Origin of the sequence: Pseudomonas sp. MF6747 (assembly GCF_963890955.1) — a bacterium.
In the GTDB taxonomy this organism is placed as follows: Bacteria; Pseudomonadota; Gammaproteobacteria; order Pseudomonadales; family Pseudomonadaceae; genus Aquipseudomonas.
In genome coordinates, this window is record NZ_CAWPSZ010000023.1 from 23428 (window position 1) to 42381 (window position 18954).

At 58.9% G+C, this 18954-nt stretch carries 15 protein-coding genes; 4 read left to right on the forward strand and 11 right to left on the reverse strand.

Annotated features, from left to right (window positions below; translation table 11 throughout):
- Nucleotides 1–85 precede the first annotated feature (85 nt).
- The 7 genes from lpdA to sdhC all read right to left on the reverse strand — a co-directional run bounded on the left by lpdA (nucleotide 86) and on the right by sdhC (nucleotide 9220).
- A complete protein-coding gene (lpdA, locus tag AACW30_RS18985) occupies nucleotides 86–1522 on the reverse strand; it encodes a dihydrolipoyl dehydrogenase (protein ID WP_106576739.1) in 1437 nt (478 codons plus the stop codon).
- Nucleotides 1523–1621: 99 nt separating this feature from the next.
- Nucleotides 1622–2854: a 2-oxoglutarate dehydrogenase complex dihydrolipoyllysine-residue succinyltransferase gene (gene odhB / locus AACW30_RS18990; RefSeq protein ID WP_106576740.1), complete on the reverse strand. Its 1233-nt coding sequence runs from the start codon at nucleotides 2852–2854 to the stop codon at nucleotides 1622–1624.
- Nucleotides 2855–2898: 44 nt separating this feature from the next.
- Nucleotides 2899–5730: a 2-oxoglutarate dehydrogenase E1 component gene (locus tag AACW30_RS18995; protein WP_106576741.1), complete on the reverse strand. Its 2832-nt coding sequence runs from the start codon at nucleotides 5728–5730 to the stop codon at nucleotides 2899–2901.
- A gap of 261 nt (nucleotides 5731–5991) precedes the next feature.
- A complete protein-coding gene (locus AACW30_RS19000) occupies nucleotides 5992–6696 on the reverse strand; it encodes a succinate dehydrogenase iron-sulfur subunit (protein ID WP_003172807.1) in 705 nt (234 codons plus the stop codon).
- An 11-nt stretch (nucleotides 6697–6707) separates the two neighbouring features.
- A complete protein-coding gene (gene sdhA, locus AACW30_RS19005; RefSeq protein WP_106576742.1) occupies nucleotides 6708–8480 on the reverse strand; it encodes a succinate dehydrogenase flavoprotein subunit in 1773 nt (590 codons plus the stop codon).
- A gap of 3 nt (nucleotides 8481–8483) precedes the next feature.
- Nucleotides 8484–8852 (reverse strand): succinate dehydrogenase, hydrophobic membrane anchor protein, encoded by a 369-nt coding sequence (gene sdhD, locus AACW30_RS19010; RefSeq protein ID WP_003172805.1) that lies wholly within the window; start codon nucleotides 8850–8852, stop codon nucleotides 8484–8486.
- Nucleotides 8846–9220 (reverse strand): succinate dehydrogenase, cytochrome b556 subunit, encoded by a 375-nt coding sequence (gene sdhC, locus AACW30_RS19015; protein ID WP_106576743.1) that lies wholly within the window; start codon nucleotides 9218–9220, stop codon nucleotides 8846–8848. The genes sdhD and sdhC overlap by 7 nt, the downstream gene beginning before the upstream one ends.
- Nucleotides 9221–9584: 364 nt before the next feature.
- Between sdhC and gltA the strand changes: the two genes are divergently transcribed.
- Complete coding sequence (gene gltA / locus AACW30_RS19020; protein ID WP_078047629.1) at nucleotides 9585–10874, forward strand: citrate synthase; 1290 nt, start codon at nucleotides 9585–9587, stop codon at nucleotides 10872–10874.
- Nucleotides 10875–11211: 337 nt separating this feature from the next.
- On the opposite strand, the gene AACW30_RS19025 is transcribed toward gltA, so the two are convergent.
- The 3 genes from AACW30_RS19025 to AACW30_RS19035 form a co-directional block, all read right to left on the reverse strand.
- Nucleotides 11212–12870: a cation acetate symporter gene (locus AACW30_RS19025; protein ID WP_106576744.1), complete on the reverse strand. Its 1659-nt coding sequence runs from the start codon at nucleotides 12868–12870 to the stop codon at nucleotides 11212–11214.
- The gene (locus AACW30_RS19030; protein WP_106576745.1) at nucleotides 12867–13178 is read right to left on the reverse strand and encodes a DUF485 domain-containing protein; all 312 of its coding nucleotides are present in this window, start codon (nucleotides 13176–13178) and stop codon (nucleotides 12867–12869) included. Before AACW30_RS19030 ends, AACW30_RS19025 begins: the two co-directional genes overlap by 4 nt.
- A 217-nt stretch (nucleotides 13179–13395) precedes the next feature.
- The gene (locus tag AACW30_RS19035) at nucleotides 13396–14247 is read right to left on the reverse strand and encodes a glycine betaine ABC transporter substrate-binding protein (RefSeq protein WP_200623014.1); all 852 of its coding nucleotides are present in this window, start codon (nucleotides 14245–14247) and stop codon (nucleotides 13396–13398) included.
- Nucleotides 14248–14578: 331 nt separating this feature from the next.
- On the opposite strand from AACW30_RS19035, the gene AACW30_RS19040 reads away from it, so the two are divergent.
- Nucleotides 14579–16132 (forward strand): glycoside hydrolase family 17 protein, encoded by a 1554-nt coding sequence (locus AACW30_RS19040; RefSeq protein ID WP_106576747.1) that lies wholly within the window; start codon nucleotides 14579–14581, stop codon nucleotides 16130–16132.
- 90 nt (nucleotides 16133–16222) lie between these two features.
- Here the strand turns inward: AACW30_RS19040 and AACW30_RS19045 are convergent, their stop codons facing one another.
- Nucleotides 16223–16591, reverse strand: a complete 369-nt coding sequence (locus AACW30_RS19045) for a hypothetical protein (protein WP_106576748.1) — start codon at nucleotides 16589–16591, stop codon at nucleotides 16223–16225.
- A gap of 235 nt (nucleotides 16592–16826) precedes the next feature.
- On the opposite strand from AACW30_RS19045, the gene AACW30_RS19050 reads away from it, so the two are divergent.
- Both AACW30_RS19050 and AACW30_RS19055 read left to right on the forward strand, forming a co-directional pair.
- Nucleotides 16827–18125 (forward strand): serine/threonine protein kinase, encoded by a 1299-nt coding sequence (locus AACW30_RS19050; protein ID WP_106576749.1) that lies wholly within the window; start codon nucleotides 16827–16829, stop codon nucleotides 18123–18125.
- Nucleotides 18118–18906 (forward strand): MlaA family lipoprotein, encoded by a 789-nt coding sequence (locus tag AACW30_RS19055; protein ID WP_119739561.1) that lies wholly within the window; start codon nucleotides 18118–18120, stop codon nucleotides 18904–18906. The genes AACW30_RS19050 and AACW30_RS19055 overlap by 8 nt, the downstream gene beginning before the upstream one ends.
- Nucleotides 18907–18954: the final 48 nt, after the last annotated feature.

Consider the following 18954-nt stretch of genomic DNA (forward strand, 5'->3'; position numbering starts at 1 on the left):
AAGACTGCGTCCAGCGGATATTCCGCGGTGAGTCTTGCGCGCAAGGCTCACGACGGGCAACCGCCGTGGTTTCTTATTATCTCGCTTAGCGCTTCTTCTTGTTGGCGATGTGGATGGCGCCGCCATTCACAGCCAACGCGGCTTCATGCAGCGCTTCGGACAGGGTCGGATGGGAGAAGACCATCATGCCCAGGTCCTCGGCGCTGGTGCCGAATTCCATACCGATCGCGCCTTGCTGAACCAGTTCTGCAGCGCTCGGGCCAATCACGTGGACGCCCAATACGCGGTCAGTCTTGGCATCAGCGATGACTTTGACAAAACCACCGGTGTCGTTGGCTGCCATGGCACGGCCAGAAGCGGCAAACGGGAAGGTGCCGACGTTAACTTCAACGCCTTCAGCTTTCAACTGCTGTTCGTTCTTGCCGACCCATGCAATTTCCGGGTGGGTGTAGATAACGGACGGGATCAGGTCGTAGTTCATCTGGGTTTTGTGACCCTTGATGCGCTCGACAACCATGATGCCTTCTTCGGAAGCCTTGTGCGCCAGCATCATGCCGCGCACCACGTCGCCGATGGCGTAAACGCCAGGCACGGTGGTAGCGCAGTGATCGTCAACGTGGATGAAACCACGCTCGTCGATGTTCACGCCGCTGTCGGAAGCCAGCAAGTCGGTGGTCACTGGACGGCGACCAACGGCTACGATCAGCTTGTCGAAGGTGATGGTCTGCTCGCCTTCTTTATCGGTGTAGGTCACCACGACTTCTTCGCCGTTGACCTTGGAACCGGTAACACGGGCGCCCAGCTTGATGTCCAGACCTTGTTTGGTCAGGGTTTTCAGCGCTTCTTTGGACACCGCGGTGTCGGCAGCCAGCAGGAACGTGTCCAGGGCTTCCAGAACGGTGACTTCAGAACCCAGGCGGGACCATACCGAACCCAGCTCCAGACCGATGACGCCAGCGCCGATCACGCCCAGACGCTTTGGAACAGTTTGGAATTCCAGGGCGCCGGTCGAATCAACGATCACGTTCTGGTCAACTGGAGCCGGTGGAATGTCGATTGGACGCGAGCCTGGAGCCAGGATCACGTTCTCGGCTTCGATGACTTCTACCGAACCGTCCGGCTTGGTGATTTCAACTTTCTTGCCGGCCAGCAGTTTGCCGTGACCTTGCAGGGACGTAACGCCGTTGGCCTTGAACAGGGTGGCAACGCCGGAAGTCAGGCCTTTAACGATGTTGGCTTTACGGCCGACCATTGCTGGCACGTCCATGGTCACGCCAGCATGGTTGATGCCGTGGATCGCGAAACCGCTCTGGGCTTCGTGGAATTTCCAGGAGCTGTCCAGCAGCGCCTTGGAAGGAATGCAACCTACGTTCAGGCAAGTACCGCCCAGCGCCAGTTTGCCTTCCTTGTCGGTGTATTTTTCGATGCAAGCAGTCGAGAGGCCCAGTTGTGCGGCCTTGATGGCGGCAACGTAGCCGCCAGGACCTGCACCAATCACTACAACGTCAAATTTCTGCGACATGAAAATAGTTCCTCTATTCAGCGACAAGCTTCAAGCGACAAGCCGCAAGCCAAGCTGCTTTTTCCTACAGCTTGTAGCTCGCAACTTGCCGCTGCGTCTTTAAATGTCCAGCAGCAGACGAGCCGGGTCTTCCAGCAGGTTCTTGATGGTCACCAGGAAAGTCACGGCTTCTTTACCATCGATCAGGCGGTGATCGTAAGACAGTGCCAGGTACATCATTGGGCGGATCACGACTTGGCCGTTGATGGCCATCGGACGCTGGATGATGTTGTGCATGCCCAGGATCGCAGCTTGTGGCGGGTTGACGATCGGGGTCGACATCATCGAACCGAAGGTACCACCGTTGGTGATGGTGAAGGTACCACCGGTCATCTCGTCGATGGTCAGCTTGCCGTCACGGGCTTTCTTGCCGAAGCCGGCGATGCCGCCTTCGATTTCAGCCAGGCTCATCAGTTCGGCGTTACGCAGAACCGGTACCACCAGGCCACGGTCGCTGGACACGGCAACGCCGATGTCTGCATAGCCGTGGTAAACGATGTCGCTGCCGTCGATCGAAGCGTTGACTGCCGGGAAGCGTTTCAGCGCTTCGGTGGCTGCCTTCACGAAGAACGACATGAAGCCCAGGCGCACGCCATTGTGGGACTTCTCGAACAGGTCCTTGTACTTCGAACGCAGGGCCATGACTTCGGTCATGTCGACTTCGTTGAAGGTGGTCAGCATCGCCATGTTCGACTGTGCTTCGACTAGGCGCTTGGCCACGGTGGCACGTACGCGAGTCATCGGTACACGCTTCTCGGTGCGGTCGCCAGCGGCGAACACAGGCGCAGCGGCAGCCGGGGCAGCAGCCTTGGCAGGTGCGGCAGCTGGAGCGTTTTTCTTGGCTTCAACTGCAGCCACCACGTCTTCCTTGGTGACACGGCCGTCTTTGCCGGTGCCCTTGATGGACGCCAGGTTGATGCCGTTCTCTTCAGCCAGCTGACGCGCAGCCGGTGCAGCGATTGGATCTTCGCCAGCAGCAGCCGGTGCAGCTGGAGCCGAAGCAGCCGGTGCAGCAGCAGCGGCTGGGGCAGCGGCTGGAGCAGGAGCAGCAGCGCCGCCCTCTTCGATCGAGCCCAGGATCTGGTTCGACAGAACGGTAGCGCCTTCTTCGGCAACGATTGCGCCCAGTACGCCGTCAGCCTCAGCCAACACTTCCAGAACGACTTTGTCGGTCTCGATGTCGACGATCAGGTCGTCACGCTTTACGGCGTCGCCTGGTTTCTTGTGCCAGGTGGCAACGGTGCCATCGGCAACCGATTCCGGGAATGACGGGGCTTTGATTTCGATAGCCATTATCTGTGGGTCCTTAAAATTCGGTTTCAGTCAGCGCGAAGGCGTTAAACAGTGAAAGCATCTTGCAGCAGTTTTTCCTGCTGCTCGGCGTGCATCGACGCATAACCACACGCAGGTGCAGCAGAAGCATCACGACCGGCATACTCAAGGCCAAGGCCTGTTTTGTGGTTACCGATGCTGCGACGCAAGTGATGCTGACTGCTGTACCACGCGCCCTGGTTCATCGGTTCTTCCTGACACCACACCACGTTGGTGAGGTTGGTGTAAGGCGCGATGGCCTCCATCAGGTCGTCTTCCGGGAACGGGTAAAGCTGCTCGATACGCACGATGGCGATGTCTTCGCGGCCTTCGGCACGGCGTTTTTCCAGCAAGTCGTAGTAAACCTTGCCGCTGCACAGGATCAGGCGAGTGACCTTGGCGGCGTCCAGGGTGTCGATTTCTGGAATCACGGTCTGGAACGAACCGTCGGCCAGATCTTCCAGGGTCGAGATGGCCAATTTGTGACGCAACAGCGATTTCGGGGTCAGCACTACCAGCGGCTTGCGCAGCGGGCGGATCACCTGGCGACGCAGCAAGTGGTAGATCTGGGCCGGAGTAGTCGGCACGCACACCTGGATGTTGTGCTCGGCGCACAGCTGCAGGTAACGCTCCAGACGGGCCGAAGAGTGCTCCGGACCCTGACCTTCATAACCGTGTGGCAGCAGCATGGTCAGACCGCACAGACGGCCCCACTTGTGCTCGCCGCTGGTGATGAACTGGTCGATAACCACCTGGGCACCGTTGGCGAAGTCGCCGAACTGGGCTTCCCAGATCACCAGCGCGTTTGGCGTGGTGGTCGAGTAACCGTATTCGAACGCCAGTACGGCTTCTTCGGACAGGAACGAATCGTACAGGTCGAAACGTGGCTGGCCTTCGTACAGGTTCTGCAACGGGATGTAGGTGCCCGCGTCTTTCTGGTTGTGCAATACCGCGTGGCGGTGCGAGAACGTACCGCGGCCGATGTCCTGGCCGGTCATGCGGATCGGGTGACCTTCGAACGCCAGGGTCGCGTACGCCATGGTTTCAGCGTAACCCCAGTTGATCGGCAGGCCGCCGGCTTGCATCTTCTGACGGTCTTCGTAGATCTTCGCAACCTGGCGCTGCACCACGAAGCCATCTGGAATTTCCAGCAGCTTGGCGGACAGTTCCTGCAGGGTTTTCAGATCGAACGAGGTGTCGTGACGCGCAGTCCAGGCGTGGCCCAGGTACGGACGCCAGTCAACGAACAACTCTTTGTTCGGCTCTTTAACCAGGCTTTTTACTACGTGCAGACCGTTGTCCAGCGCGTTGCGGTATTCATCGATCTTCGCCTGAACACGCGCGTCGTCAACCACACCGGCCTTGATCAGGCTTTCGGCGTACAGCTCACGGGTGGTGCGCTGCTTGGTGATTTGCTGGTACATCAACGGCTGGGTGCCGCTAGGCTCATCCGCTTCGTTGTGACCGCGACGACGGTAGCAGACCAGGTCGATCACCACGTCACGCTTGAACTGCATGCGGTAGTCGATGGCCAGTTGGGTCACGAACAGCACGGCTTCCGGATCATCACCATTCACATGGAGGATCGGCGCCTGGATCATCTTGGCAACGTCGGTGGCGTACTCGGTAGAGCGCGCGTCCAGCGGGTTGCTGATGGTGAAACCCACCTGGTTGTTGATGACGATGTGAACCGTACCGCCGGTCTTGAAGCCGCGCGTCTGCGACATCTGGAACGTTTCCAGAACCACGCCTTGACCGGCAAATGCCGCGTCACCGTGGATGGAAATCGGCAGAACCTTTTCACCGGTGGAATCGTTGCGACGATCCTGGCGAGCACGAACCGAACCCTCGACCACTGGAGAAACGATTTCCAGGTGGGATGGGTTGAAGGCCATGGCCAGGTGAACTTCACCGCCGGTGGTCATCACGTTGGACGAGAAGCCCTGGTGGTATTTAACGTCACCGGAACCCAGCTCGACCTTCTTCTTGCCTTCGAACTCGTCGAACAGCTCGCGCGGGTTCTTGCCGAAGGTGTTGACCAACACGTTCAGGCGACCACGGTGAGCCATGCCGATCACGATTTCCTTGGTGCCGTAGGAACCGGAACGCTGGATCAGCTCGTCGAGCATTGGAATCAGGCTTTCGCCGCCTTCCAGGCCGAAACGTTTGGTGCCCGGGTATTTGGTACCCAGGTATTTCTCGAGACCTTCGGCTGCGGTCACGCGCTCCAGCAAGTGGCTGCGTACATCGGCAGACAAAACCGGACGGCCACGCACACCTTCCAGACGATGCTGGAACCAGTGGCGCTGCTCGGAATCGGTGATGTGCGTAAATTCAGCGCCGATGGTGCGGCAATATGTCTGCTGCAACGCTTCGTGAATTTCGCGTAGGCTCGCTTCCTCTTTGCCGATGAACAGGTCGCCGGCACGGAAGGTCGTATCAAGATCGGCATTGGTCAAGCCGTAATGATTGATCGACAGGTCAGCAGGTGCAGGACGCTGCCAGAGCCCCAGCGGGTCAAGCTGGGCCGCCTGGTGGCCACGCATCCGGTAAGCCTGGATCAGTCGCAGTACTTCAACTTGCTTCTTCTCGTGCTCGCTGCTCACGCTCCCGGCGGAAACCGGCTGAGCGCGGCGCTGGTTCTTTGCCAGCAGCACAAACTGATCGCGAATTGTTGCGTGCGATACATCGGTGGCAGCGTTGCCGTCTGAAGACAACGTCTGAAATTTGGTGCGCCATTCTTCTGGCACAGCGTTAGGGTCGTGCAGGTAGAGCTCATAAAGCTCTTCCACATAGGCAGCGTTACCACCTGAAAGATAGCCGCTGTTCCACATGCGCTGCATCACGCTTTCTTGCATGCTTGGTCACCCTCGATTTGGGGACACCACCGGCGAAAACACCGAGTTTGCTTGCAAAAGGCCAAGTGCAGCGACCAAAACAAGCCACTTAGGATCACGCTGATAGTTCGGGTACCAACCCGAATGCCCCTGCTTGTCTCATTTCTTCAAAATAAGAGCCGCGGCTTTGTAAGTCGCTGCTCAAGTTAAAACTACGGCGCCGGTTGAAGCCTGCGCCGTAGCATTTACGGGCACAACGGTCCTGCTTTGTTACAACGTCGGTTACACGCCGCTTTGCAGCAGCATGTTACGGATGTGACCAATGGCCTTAGTCGGGTTCAGGCCTTTGGGACATACGTTGACGCAGTTCATGATCCCGCGGCAGCGGAATACGCTGAACGGGTCATCCAGTGAAGCCAGACGCTCGGACGTCTTGGTGTCACGGCTGTCTGCCAGGAAGCGATACGCTTGCAGCAGGGCAGCTGGACCCAGGAACTTGTCCGGGTTCCACCAGAAGGACGGGCACGAAGTCGAGCAGCAAGCGCACAGGATGCACTCGTACAGACCGTCGAGCTTTTCACGCTCTTCCGGGGACTGCAGACGCTCGATGGCCGGAGCCGGCGTGTCGTTCTGCAGGAACGGCTTAACTTTCTCGTATTGCTTGTAGAAGATGCTCATATCGACGACCAGGTCACGGATAACCGGCAAACCTGGCAGAGGACGAACGATCAGCTTGTTGCCTTTCACCACGGCAGACAGCGGCGTGATGCACGCCAGGCCGTTTTTGCCGTTGATGTTCATGCCGTCGGAACCGCACACACCTTCACGGCAAGAGCGACGATAGGAGAAACCCTCGTCCTGCTCTTTGATCAGGGCCAGTACGTCCAGCACCATCAGGTCTTTACCACCGGTATCAACCTGGAATTCCTGCATGAACGGCGCAGCGTCCTGATCAGGGTTGTAGCGATAAACACTGACTTTCAACATGGCAGCCACCCTTAGTAAGTCCGAATCTTCGGTTCAAACGTCGGAACCGTTTTCGGCGAGAAGTTCACGGCACGCTTGGTCACGCGCTTGTCACCCGGGAAGTACAGGGTGTGGCACAACCAATTCTCGTCGTCGCGGTCTTCAAAGTCTTCACGAGCGTGAGCACCACGGGATTCCTTACGAACCTCGGCGGCGATCGCAGTCGCTTCAGCCACTTCCAACAGGTTTTGCAGCTCAAGGGCCTCGATACGAGCGGTGTTGAACGCCTGGCTCTTATCGTTGATCTTGACGTTGGCGATGCGCTTGCGCAGATCGGCCAGCTGGGCAATACCCTTCTGCATGTATTCGCCGGTACGGAATACACCGAAGTAGTTCTGCATGCAGTTTTGCAGCTCGCGACGCAGGGTTGCCACGTCTTCGCCATCGGTACGCTCGTTCAGAGCGTTCAGACGCGCCAGGGCAGTTTCGATGTTGGCGTCGGTCGCGTCATCGTATTCGATGCCGTCGGTCAATGCCTTCTCGAGGTGCAGGCCGGCAGCACGACCGAATACCACCAGGTCGAGCAGCGAGTTGCCGCCCAGGCGGTTGGCGCCGTGAACCGATACGCACGCCACTTCGCCTACCGCGAACAGGCCGTGAATGATCTCGTCCACGCCGTCGGCGTTCTGAGTGATCGCCTGACCATGAATGTTGGTCGGCACGCCGCCCATCATGTAGTGGCAAGTCGGAACAACCGGAACCGGAGCAACCACCGGGTCAACGTGAGCAAAGGTCTTGGACAGCTCACAGATACCCGGCAGGCGGCTGTGCAGTACTTCCTCGCCCAGGTGATCGAGCTTGAGCAGTACGTGGTCGCCATTGGGGCCACAGCCGTTACCGGCAATGATTTCCTTGACCATCGAACGCGCTACAACGTCACGACCGGCAAGGTCTTTCGCGTTCGGAGCATAACGCTCCATGAAGCGCTCGCCGTTCTTGTTGATCAGGTAGCCACCTTCACCACGGCAACCTTCGGTTACCAGTACGCCGGCGCCGGCAATGCCGGTTGGGTGGAACTGCCACATTTCGATGTCTTGCACCGGTACGCCTGCACGCAGTGCCATGCCAACGCCGTCACCGGTGTTGATCAGGGCATTGGTGGTCGATGCGTAGATACGGCCTGCACCACCAGTCGCCAGAACGGTAGCCTTGGCGCGGATGTAGGAGGTTTCACCGGTTTCGATGCAGATGGCGATCACACCAACGAATGCGCCGTCAGCGTTTTTTACCAGGTCAACTGCGTAGTACTCGTTCAGGAACGTGGTGCCGGCTTTCAGGTTGCCCTGATACAGGGTGTGCAGCAGCGCGTGACCGGTACGGTCGGACGCAGCACACGTACGGGCAGCCTGGCCGCCTTTACCGTAATCCTTCGACTGGCCGCCGAATGGACGCTGGTAGATACGACCCTGCTCGGTACGCGAGAACGGCAGACCCATGTGGTCCAGCTCGAACACGGCGGCCGGGCCTTCCTGACACATGTATTCGATAGCGTCCTGGTCACCGATGTAGTCGGAACCCTTGACGGTATCGTACATGTGCCAGCGCCAGTCATCGTTCGGGTCGGCGGACGCGATGGCGCAGGTGATGCCACCCTGGGCCGATACGGTGTGGGAACGCGTTGGGAACACTTTGGTGATCACGGCAGTCTTGTGACCGCCCTGGGCCAGCTGCAGCGCTGCGCGCATGCCAGCACCGCCGCCACCAATAATGATGGCGTCGAAGGAAATAGTTGGAATGTTAGCCATGAATCAGATACCCCAAAGAATCTGCACACCCCAGACGAAGTAAGCGAACATCGCAACGCCGCATACTGCCTGGAAGAGGAAACGGACTGCAGTCGCGGACTTGCCCAGCGCCATCGGCGTCAGGTAGTCAGTCGCGATGGTCCACATGCCGACCCAGGCGTGAGCGCCCAGAGCTACAAGTGCCAGCAGACTGAAGATTCGCATCGCATTGTGGGAAAACAGGCCGTGCCATTGCTCATAGCCAATGCCCGGGTTTGCGACGAGGTATCCGATCAGGAAAATGAAATAAGCCGCGAGAACGACCGCAGACACACGCTGCGCCATCCAGTCATAGAGGCCTGAACGCGAAAGGTTCGTAACGCTGGTTACCATATCCAAACTCCTGCCAGAACGATCAGCACCACGGAAATGGCGATGATGATTTTCGAGCCCAGGCGGCCGCCTTCCAGCGTCTCACCGATGCCCATATCCATGATCAAGTGGCGCACGCCGGCTACCAGATGATAAAGCAGAGCGGACAGGAGGCCCCATGCTACGAACTTGGCCAGCGGGCTGGTCAAGCATGCCTTCACCTCGGCAAAACCTTCCTCGGAACCCAGGGATTTGCTCAATGCATAAAGCATGATGCCCAAGCCCAGGAACAGGATGATGCCGGAAACACGGTGCAGGAACGACGTAACGCCGGTGATGGGGAGTTTGATGGTCCTTAGGTCTAGGTTTACAGGTCGTTGGCTATTCACGGCTTTTTTTCACACTGAAGAGCCCCTAACAATCAGGGCAAAGTTGTTGGGGAGTGCACTGGTCAGGTAAGCACCACCCAGGGAGTGCGACCCCCAATGAAAGCAAGCCCAAAAGCCCTTGGCGGTCGGTGGCCGAGTATAGACAGTTAGGTTACTAATGACAACGCGCGCTCCTCACCCTAATAGCTGATTGCGCTGGCGGGATAAAAGGCGTAAATGGCAGTCAATTTCGACGAAAAAGTACGGTTAAAGCCTTCTGGAGCAAGACTTTAGGCAAATTGACATCTGAATTTATCTCACTATAGTGGTGCGGGCCCTGCGTGGGGGGTCTGTCTGATGATTTGAAGCATAAATAGGAGGCCACATGGCTGACAAAAAAGCGCAGTTGATCATCGAGGGCGCAGCCCCCGTCGAGCTGCCCATTTTAACCGGCACCGTTGGTCCCGATGTTATCGACGTACGGGGCCTGACGGCCACGGGCCGTTTCACTTTCGACCCAGGCTTCATGTCGACCGCCTCTTGCGAGTCGAAGATCACCTATATCGACGGCGACAATGGCATTCTGCTGCACCGGGGCTACCCGATCGAGCAGCTGGCCGAGCAATCGGACTACCTCGAAACCTGCTACCTGCTGCTAAATGGCGAATTGCCAACAGCCGAGCAAAAAGCCCAGTTCGTCAGCACCGTGAAGAACCACACCATGGTTCACGAGCAGTTGAAGACCTTCTTCAATGGCTTTCGTCGCGACGCCCACCCGATGGCCGTGATGTGCGGCGTGGTTGGCGCCCTGTCGGCCTTCTATCACGACTCCCTGGACATCAATAACCCGCAGCATCGCGAAATCTCCGCGATCCGCCTGGTTGCCAAGATGCCAACCCTGGCCGCAATGGTTTACAAGTACTCCATGGGTCAACCCATGATGTACCCGCGCAACGACCTGACGTACGCGGAAAACTTCCTGCACATGATGTTCAACACCCCGTGCGAGATCAAACCGATCAGCCCGACACTCGCCAAGGCCATGGACCGGATCTTCATCCTCCACGCCGACCACGAGCAGAACGCCTCCACCTCTACCGTACGCCTGGCAGGCTCCTCGGGTGCCAACCCGTTCGCCTGTATCGCCGCCGGTATCGCCGCACTCTGGGGCCCTGCCCACGGCGGTGCGAACGAAGCCGTATTGACCATGCTCGATGAAATCGGCGATGTCTCGAACATCGACAAGTTCATCGCCAAGGCCAAGGACAAGAACGATCCGTTCAAGCTGATGGGCTTCGGTCACCGCGTCTACAAGAACCGTGACCCGCGCGCCACCGTGATGAAGCAGACCTGCGACGAAGTGTTGAAGGAGCTGGGCATCAAGAACGATCCGCAACTCGAACTGGCCATGCGCCTGGAAGAGATCGCGCTGACCGATCCGTACTTCATCGAGCGCTCGCTGTACCCGAACGTCGACTTCTACTCGGGGATCATCCTCAAGGCGATCGGCATTCCAACCAGCATGTTCACCGTGATCTTCGCCCTGGCGCGGACCGTGGGCTGGATCTCCCACTGGAAAGAAATGCTCTCCAGCCCGTACAAGATTGGCCGCCCGCGCCAGCTGTACACCGGCTACGAGTCGCGTGACATCACCAAGCTGGAAGACCGCAAGTAAGCCATCAAGCGCTTAGCTGTACTGAAAACGGCCTCCTTTGTGGAGGCCGTTTTTGTTTGTGTCGCCAGGCCCGGCGCCATCGCAGGCAAGTCAGCTCCTACGGGAGAATGCATTTCAAAGGTGGGAGCCGGGCTTGCCCGCGATGAGGCCAGCCAAGACACCCCAGAAACCCCAGCCACCGACTGATCGTTCGCACGCTCTGCGTGGGAACGATCAACTATCTGCTTTTTATTGATGCCAGACTTGAGAAACAGTTTTGTGAAATCCGTTACCAATAAAAGCAAAAAAATGCCCCGATCTCACGACCGGGGCATTTTTTTTGTAACCGTTACGACGCTTAGTGGTTAACCGCCCCACTCGCCCCCAGGCCCGTTTGTGAACGCACGAACTGCGGGAAGTACAGCGCACGCTCTTTCTCTGCCGCCGCCGACTTGTCGGTGATGGAGAAGAACCAGATGCCGATGAACGCAATGATCATCGAGAACAGCGCCGGGTATTCGTACGGGAAGATAGCTTTCTCGTGGTGCAGGATCGACACCCAGATGGTCGGGCCGAGGATCATCAGGCCAACGGCACTGATCAAGCCCAGCCAGCCGCCAATCATCGCGCCGCGGGTGGTGAGGTTTTTCCAGTACATGGAAAGCAGCAGCACCGGGAAGTTACAGCTGGCAGCAATGGAGAACGCCAGGCCGACCATGAACGCAATGTTCTGGCTCTCGAACAAGATACCCAAGCCGATTGCCAGCACCGCCAGGGCGATGGTGGTGATCTTCGACACGCGAATCTCATCCTTCTCGTTGGCCTTGCCCTTCTTGATCACGCTGGCATACAGGTCGTGGGACACCGCCGAAGCACCCGCCAGGGTCAAGCCGGCAACCACTGCCAGAATGGTGGCAAACGCCACGGCCGAGATGAATCCCAGGAAAATACTGCCGCCCACCGCGTTGGCCAAATGCACCGCCGCCATGTTGTTGCCGCCAAGCAAGGCGCCTGCCGCGTCCTTGAACGCCGGGTTGGTGCTGACCAGCAGGATCGCGCCAAAGCCGATGATAAAGGTCAGGATGTAGAAGTAACCGATGAAGCCGGTGGCATACAGCACGCTCTTACGCGCTTCCTTGGCGTCGCTTACGGTGAAGAAGCGCATCAGGATGTGCGGCAGGCCAGCAGTACCGAACATCAGCGCCAGCCCGAGGGAGAACGCCGAGATCGGGTCTTTCACCAGGCCGCCCGGGCTCATGATCGCTTCACCTTTAGGGTGAACCTTGATCGCCTCGGCAAACAGCGTGTTGAAGTCGAAGTTGACGTGCTTCATCACCATCAGCGCCATGAACGAGGCACCGGACAGCAGCAGCACTGCCTTGATGATCTGCACCCAGGTGGTCGCCAGCATGCCGCCGAACAACACATACAGGCACATCAGGATGCCCACCAGAATCACCGCCACATGATAATCCAGGCCGAACAGCAGTTGGATCAGCTTGCCCGCGCCAACCATCTGCGCGATCAGGTAGAACGCCACCACCACCAGCGAGCCACAGGCCGACAGGCTGCGGATCTGGGTTTGCCCGAGGCGATAGGACGCCACGTCGGCAAAGGTGTACTTGCCCAGGTTACGCAGGCGCTCGGCGATCAGGAACAGAATGATCGGCCAGCCCACCAGGAAGCCGATCGAATAGATCAGGCCGTCGTAGCCGGAAGTGAACACCAGCGCGGAAATACCCAGGAAAGACGCTGCCGACATATAGTCGCCCGCAATCGCCAGGCCGTTCTGGAAGCCGGTAATCTTGCCGCCGGCCGCATAGTAGTCAGCCGCCGATTTGTTGCGCTTGGACGCCCAGTAGGTGATGCACAGCGTTGCGCCGACAAACGCCACGAACATCAGGATCGCTGCGATATTCAGCGGTTGCTTATGCACTTCACCGGTCAAGGCATCCGCTGCCCAAACGGCGGGCGCGAAGATCGAAGCGCCACCTACAGCCAATAAACGCCGGATCATTGCGCAGCCTCCTTGAGAATCGCATTGTTCAGGTCGTCGAATTCGCCGTTGGCGCGCCGTACGTAGATGCCGGTAAGAATGAAGGCCGACACAATCAGCCCGACCCCGATCGGGATTCCCCAGGTAATCGAGGAACCGGGGCTGAGCTTGGCCCCCAGCACTTGTGGCCCGTAGGCAATCAACAGGATGAAAGCGGAGTAAAGCCCTAGCATGATCGCCGAGAGAATCCAGGCGAACCTTTCCCTTTTTCTCACCAGCTCCTTGAAACGCGGGCTGTTTTGAATCGAGAGGTAAATGCTGTCGTTCATTGTTTTTATCCTCGCAGCACAGCTTTTTTATTATTGGAACGTATCCACTGTATGCGGCTGCAGAACAGGTTCCAGACGACCTTAGTATTAGAACGACATTAGCGTTGGCGCCAACTTTGAACTGATTAAAGTGACAGCCTTTACCCCAGAAACGACAAAACCCGCCTGACGAAAACGCCAGGCGGGCTTGCAAGGTGCTAGCTAGACAGCTCGACGGTTATTTACCAATCCACTCGGCCACACGCTCAGGGTGCTTGGCCACCCAGTCCTTGGCCGCCGCATCCGGCTTGGCACCCTCTTGAATAGCGAGCATGACTTCGCCGATTTCATCCTCGGAGGCCCACTGGAATTTCTTCAGGAAGGCGGCGACTTCCGGCGCCTTCTTCTCCAGGCCCTTGCTGCCGATGCTGTTGACGGTTTCAGCAGCCCCATAAATTCCTTTTGGATCGTCCAGGAAACGCAGTTTCCACTTGGCGAACATCCAGTGCGGCACCCAACCGGTGACTGCAATGGACTCCTGTTTGTCTTCGGCACGGGTCAGTTCGGCGATCATCGCGGCGCCCGAGCTGGCTTGCAGCTTGTAGTCCAGGCCATAGGCCTTGATGGCTTCGTCGGTCTTGAGCATCACGCCTGAACCGGCATCGATGCCGACAATCTTGTTCTTGAAGGTGGTGTCGGTCTTGAGGTCTTCAATCGATTTGGCCTTGACGTACTCCGGCACGATCAGGCCGATTTTTGCATCCTTGAAGTTGGGGCCGTAGTCGACCACCTTGTCCTTGTTCTTGGCCCAGTACTCACCGTGGGTCACGGGCAGCCAGGCAGAGAGCATGGCGTCGAGCTTGCCGGTGGCCACGCCCTGCCACATGATCCCGGTAGCGACGGCCTGCAGTTTCACGTCATAACCGAGCTTTTCCTTGATCACTTCTGCCGCCACGTGGGTGGTGGCAACGCTGTCAGACCAGCCATCTACGTAACCGATGCTCAGGGTTTTGCTGTCGGCGCTGGCCAGTGTGGAGCTCATCGCAACTACCAGAGTGGCAGCTGCGCCCAAGAGTCGTCGCATCTTCATAGTACTTCCCCGAAAGTGCTGCGCCCGGCGGATGCCGAGCGACGTCAACCTGTTGTTATGTGGTGCACCGCGCCCCCTTCACGCGCATCGATCCGGCGGCCCAGACATCAGTGGAGTGCTGACACTTCGATCATCAACCTGCCGGGGCCTTGGACCTGCTCTGACTGCGACCTCAGGTGAGCAAGAAACGACATCACATCGCCAGCAGGACGATTTGTAGGACATCGCAGCAAAATCCCGCCCGAACTTTGCATGTCTAAATTATGCGACCGCACTGGGACGGGCTAAATCCGGGTAAGATGCGCGCCTTTGCTCCCCAGATAAGCCGACCATGCCCGCGACTGCCCGCTTCCCTGCCCTGCCCTATATTTTCGCCCTGATCCTCGGCGTGCTTGCCCTTGTCGGCTATTGGTACGGCCTCGGCCGGCCCGTGGTGTTGCCGGACGTGGCCAGCGCCAGCCACAAAATGCAATGCGCCTCGTACACGCCGTTCGACAAGGACCAGTCGCCGTTCGACCAGCCTTTCAAGCTGCGCCCCGAGCGCATGGACGCCGACCTGGCCCTGCTGGCCACCCGCTTTGAATGCATTCGCACCTACTCCATGACCGGCCTGGAAGCCTTGCCGGACCTGGCACGTAAGCATGGGTTGAAGTTGATGGCCGGCGCCTGGGTCAGCAGTGACCCGGTTGCCACCGAAAAAGAAGTCGCCGAGCTGATCGCTGCCGCCAACGCCAACCCGGACGTGGTCACCTCGGTGATCGTCGGCAACGAAGCGCTGCTGCGCAAGGAAGTCACCGCCAAGCAGTTGGTGACGCTGATCCATAAGGTCAAAAGCCAGATCAAACAGCCGGTGACTTATGCCGACGTGTGGGAGTTCTGGCTCAAGCACCCGGAAATCGCCCCGGCGGTGGATTTCCTGACCATTCACCTGCTGCCGTATTGGGAAGATGACCCGTCGGGCATCGACCAGGCGCTCAAGCATGTGGGTGATGTACGTCAGACTTTCGGCAACCAGTTCGCTCCCAAGGACGTGCTGATCGGCGAGACTGGCTGGCCCAGCGAAGGCCGCCAGCGCGAAACCGCCGTGCCGAGCCGGGTCAATGAGGCCAAATTCATGCGCGGCTTTGTGGCCATGGCCGAGGCCAATGGCTGGCATTACAACCTGATCGAAGCCTTTGACCAGCCATGGAAACGCGCCAGCGAAGGCGCGGTCGGGGGTTACTGGGGGCTGTTTGATGCTGATCGCCAGGACAAGGGCATCCTCGCCGGGCCGGTCAGCAATGTGCCGTACTGGCCGCTGTGGCTGGGCGTGGGCGGGATTATCCTGCTGGGCACCTTGGTACTTGGCGGGCGCGTTCGCAGCACGCGCGCAGCACTCATGCTGCCATTGCTCGGTGCCGTAGCGGCCTGTTCCATCGGCACCTGGGCCGAACTGACCCGCGTTACCGCGCGCTTCAACGATGAATGGGTGTGGGCAGGCTTGCTGGTGGTGTTGAACCTGCTGGTGCTGGCCCACGCCGCCCTGGCCCTGAGCGCGCGCGACGGTTGGCGTGAGCGGGCCTTTAATTGGCTGGAGCAACGCGCGGGCTGGCTGGTGGCAATCGCCGGGTTCGCCGGTGCGGTAATGATGCTGGCGCTGGTGTTTGACCCGCGTTATCGCAGCTTCCCGAGTGCGGCGCTGGTGTTGCCGGCGCTGGTTTACCTGGTTCGCCCGGTAACCGGCCCGCGTCGGGAGATTGCGCTGCTGGCCTTCATCATCGGCGCTGGCATTGCGCCACAGCTGTATCGCGAAGGTGTGCAGAACCAGCAGGCGTGGGGTTGGGCAATCGTGAGTGTGCTGATGGTTGTAGCCTTGTGGCGTTGCTTGCGCGTGCGCAAGGCTTAAGGCCGCCATCGCAGGCAAGCCCGCTCCCACATTAAGGCCGAATTCACGCGGTCAAACTGTGGGAGCGGGCTTGCGGGCGAAGAGCGCCTGTCAGGCCGCCCGCGGCTTCCTGACCAGCCGCAACCCTGCAATCACCACCGCAAACACCGCAAACGTGGTGTTGTACAACGCCAGCGCCGGCAAGCCGAACACCATCCCCAACACGGCCAAGCCCCATCCGGCACGGCCCGGCACAAAAAATCCCAGCACCGATGTAACCAACGCGGCCCAGCCCAACACCTTGAAGTGAATCATCAGCCCCAGGTTCGAGCGCAACTGGCATTCCCAGCGGCTGGCCTCATCGGCGCAGATGCCAACCCACTGGCCATCCTCCATAAAGCCGTAACGTGCGCCATAACTGGCGGCCAGCCATAAAGGCAAGGCAATAAGCAGCAGGATCAACGGCAAACGACGGGACATGAGGCACTCCGATAGGCAAAAACGGCGCTCAGCTTAATCCCACGGCGGCCGTTAGCAAGCGGTGTGCGCAGATAAGTGTTCATCCAGGCCTCGCAAAGTGTATCTTCTCGCTACTATTACCCCGATTCCGTGGCTTTTTTCCGACTTTTAGTGCCGAAGGCTGGCACTTCGGTGGCAACGCGGTGGTCATAGCCTGCGAACTTCATTCAGCACGTTTCCTCTTAGGGATTAAGTCATGCTCCGTTCCTTGCGCTGTGCTGCCTTGCTGGGCAGCCTATTTTTGAGTGCGTCAGCACTGGCCGTCGACATCGACCAGGCCAGCTATGGCTACCCTTTGACCAACCCGTTCGAAGCGACCATTGCGACCACCCCGCCTGACCTTCGGCCTAAATTGCCGACCGACGACGAGATCAACCAGTCCGACTACACGCTGAACATGCGCCCCGAGCGCGAGTTCAGCCTGCCGGACAACTTCTGGGCGGTGAAGAAACTCACCTATCGCATCGCCAAACAAGACCACGCCGCGCCACTGATCTTCCTGATCGCGGGCACCGGCGCGCGGTTTGACAGCAGCATCAACGAATACCTGAAAAAACTCTATTACCAGGCCGGCTACCACGTGGTGCAGCTGTCGTCGCCGACCAGCTTCGACTTCATCAGCGCCGCCTCGCGCTTCGCCACCCCGGGGATTACCCAGGAAGACGCCGAGGACATGTACCGCGTGATGCAAGCCGTGCGCGCGCAGAACGCCTCGCTGCCGGTGACTGACTTCTACCTCACCGGCTACAGCCTCGGTGCCCTGGATGCGGCGTTTGTCAGCAAGCTCGACGAGACCCGTCGCAGCTTCAACTTCAAAAAGGTGCTGCTGCTCAACCCGCCGGTCAACCTCTACACCTCCATCACCAACCTCGACAAGCTGGTACAGACCGAGGTCAAAGGCATCAACAACACCACCACTTTCTATGAGCTGGTGCTGAGCAAGCTGACCCGCTACTTCCAGCAAAAGGGCTACATCGACCTCAATGACGCCCTGCTCTACGACTTCCAGAACTCCAAGCAGCACCTGACCAACGAACAAATGGCGATGCTGATCGGCACCTCGTTCCGCTTCTCGGCGGCCGACATTGCCTTTACCTCAGACCTGATCAACCGCCGTGGCCTGATCATTCCGCCTAAATACCCGATCACCGAAGGCACCAGCCTCACGCCGTTCCTCAAGCGCGCGCTGCAATGCGACTTCGACTGCTACCTCACCGAACAAGTGATCCCCATGTGGCGCGCGCGTTCCGACGGCGGCAGCCTGCTGCAACTGGTTGACCAAGTGAGCCTGTACGCGCTCAAGGACTACCTGCACAGCAGCCCGAAAATCGCGGTGATGCACAACGCCGACGACGTGATCCTCGGCCCTGGCGACCTCGGTTTCCTGCGTAAAACCTTCGGCGATCGCTTGACCGTCTACCCGCTGGGCGGCCACTGCGGCAACCTCAATTACCGCGTCAACGCCGACGCCATGCTGGAGTTCTTCCGTGGCTAAATATCTTCTGCTGCTCGCCGCCCTGATGTGCGCGGGCGTCGCCAATGCCGACAACAGCAAGGCGCATGAACCGGTCAAGGTTGATTCCGACGGTTTCAAGGAGCCGCTGACCAAGCTCAAGTTCAACCCGGGCCTGGACCAGCGCGAGTTCGAGCGTTCATCGCTGACCGCGCTCAACGTGTATGACCCGCTGGAGTCGTGGAACCGCCGCGTGTACCACTTCAACTATCGCTTCGACCAGTGGGTGTTCCTGCCGGTGGTTGACGGCTACCGCTATGTCACCCCGAGCTTCCTGCGCACCGGCGTGAGCAACTTCTTCAACAACCTGGGCGATGTGCCCAACCTGTTGAACAGCCTGCTGCAGCTCAAGGGCCATCGCTCCCTGGAAACCACCGGGCGCCTGCTGCTCAACACCACCATTGGCGTCGCCGGCCTGTGGGACCCGGCCACCGCCATGGGCCTGCCGCGCCAGAGCGAAGACTTCGGTCAAACCTTGGGTTTCTACGGCGTACCCGGCGGCGCCTACCTGGTGCTGCCAATCTTCGGCCCGTCGAACCTACGCGACACCACCGGCCTGATCGTCGACTACGGCGCAGAAACCGAGATCAACTTCCTCAACGTGTCCAAGGTCAGCGAAAACCATCCGGAAATCTGGGCTCTGCGCGCCGTCGACAAGCGCTACCAGACCAGCTTCCGCTACGGTCAGATGAACTCGCCGTTTGAGTACGAGAAGGTGCGGTATATCTACACCGAATCGCGCAAGTTGCAGATTGCCGAGTAAACGCCATCCAGATGCGAAAAAGCCACTCACCTAAGTGAGTGGCTTTTT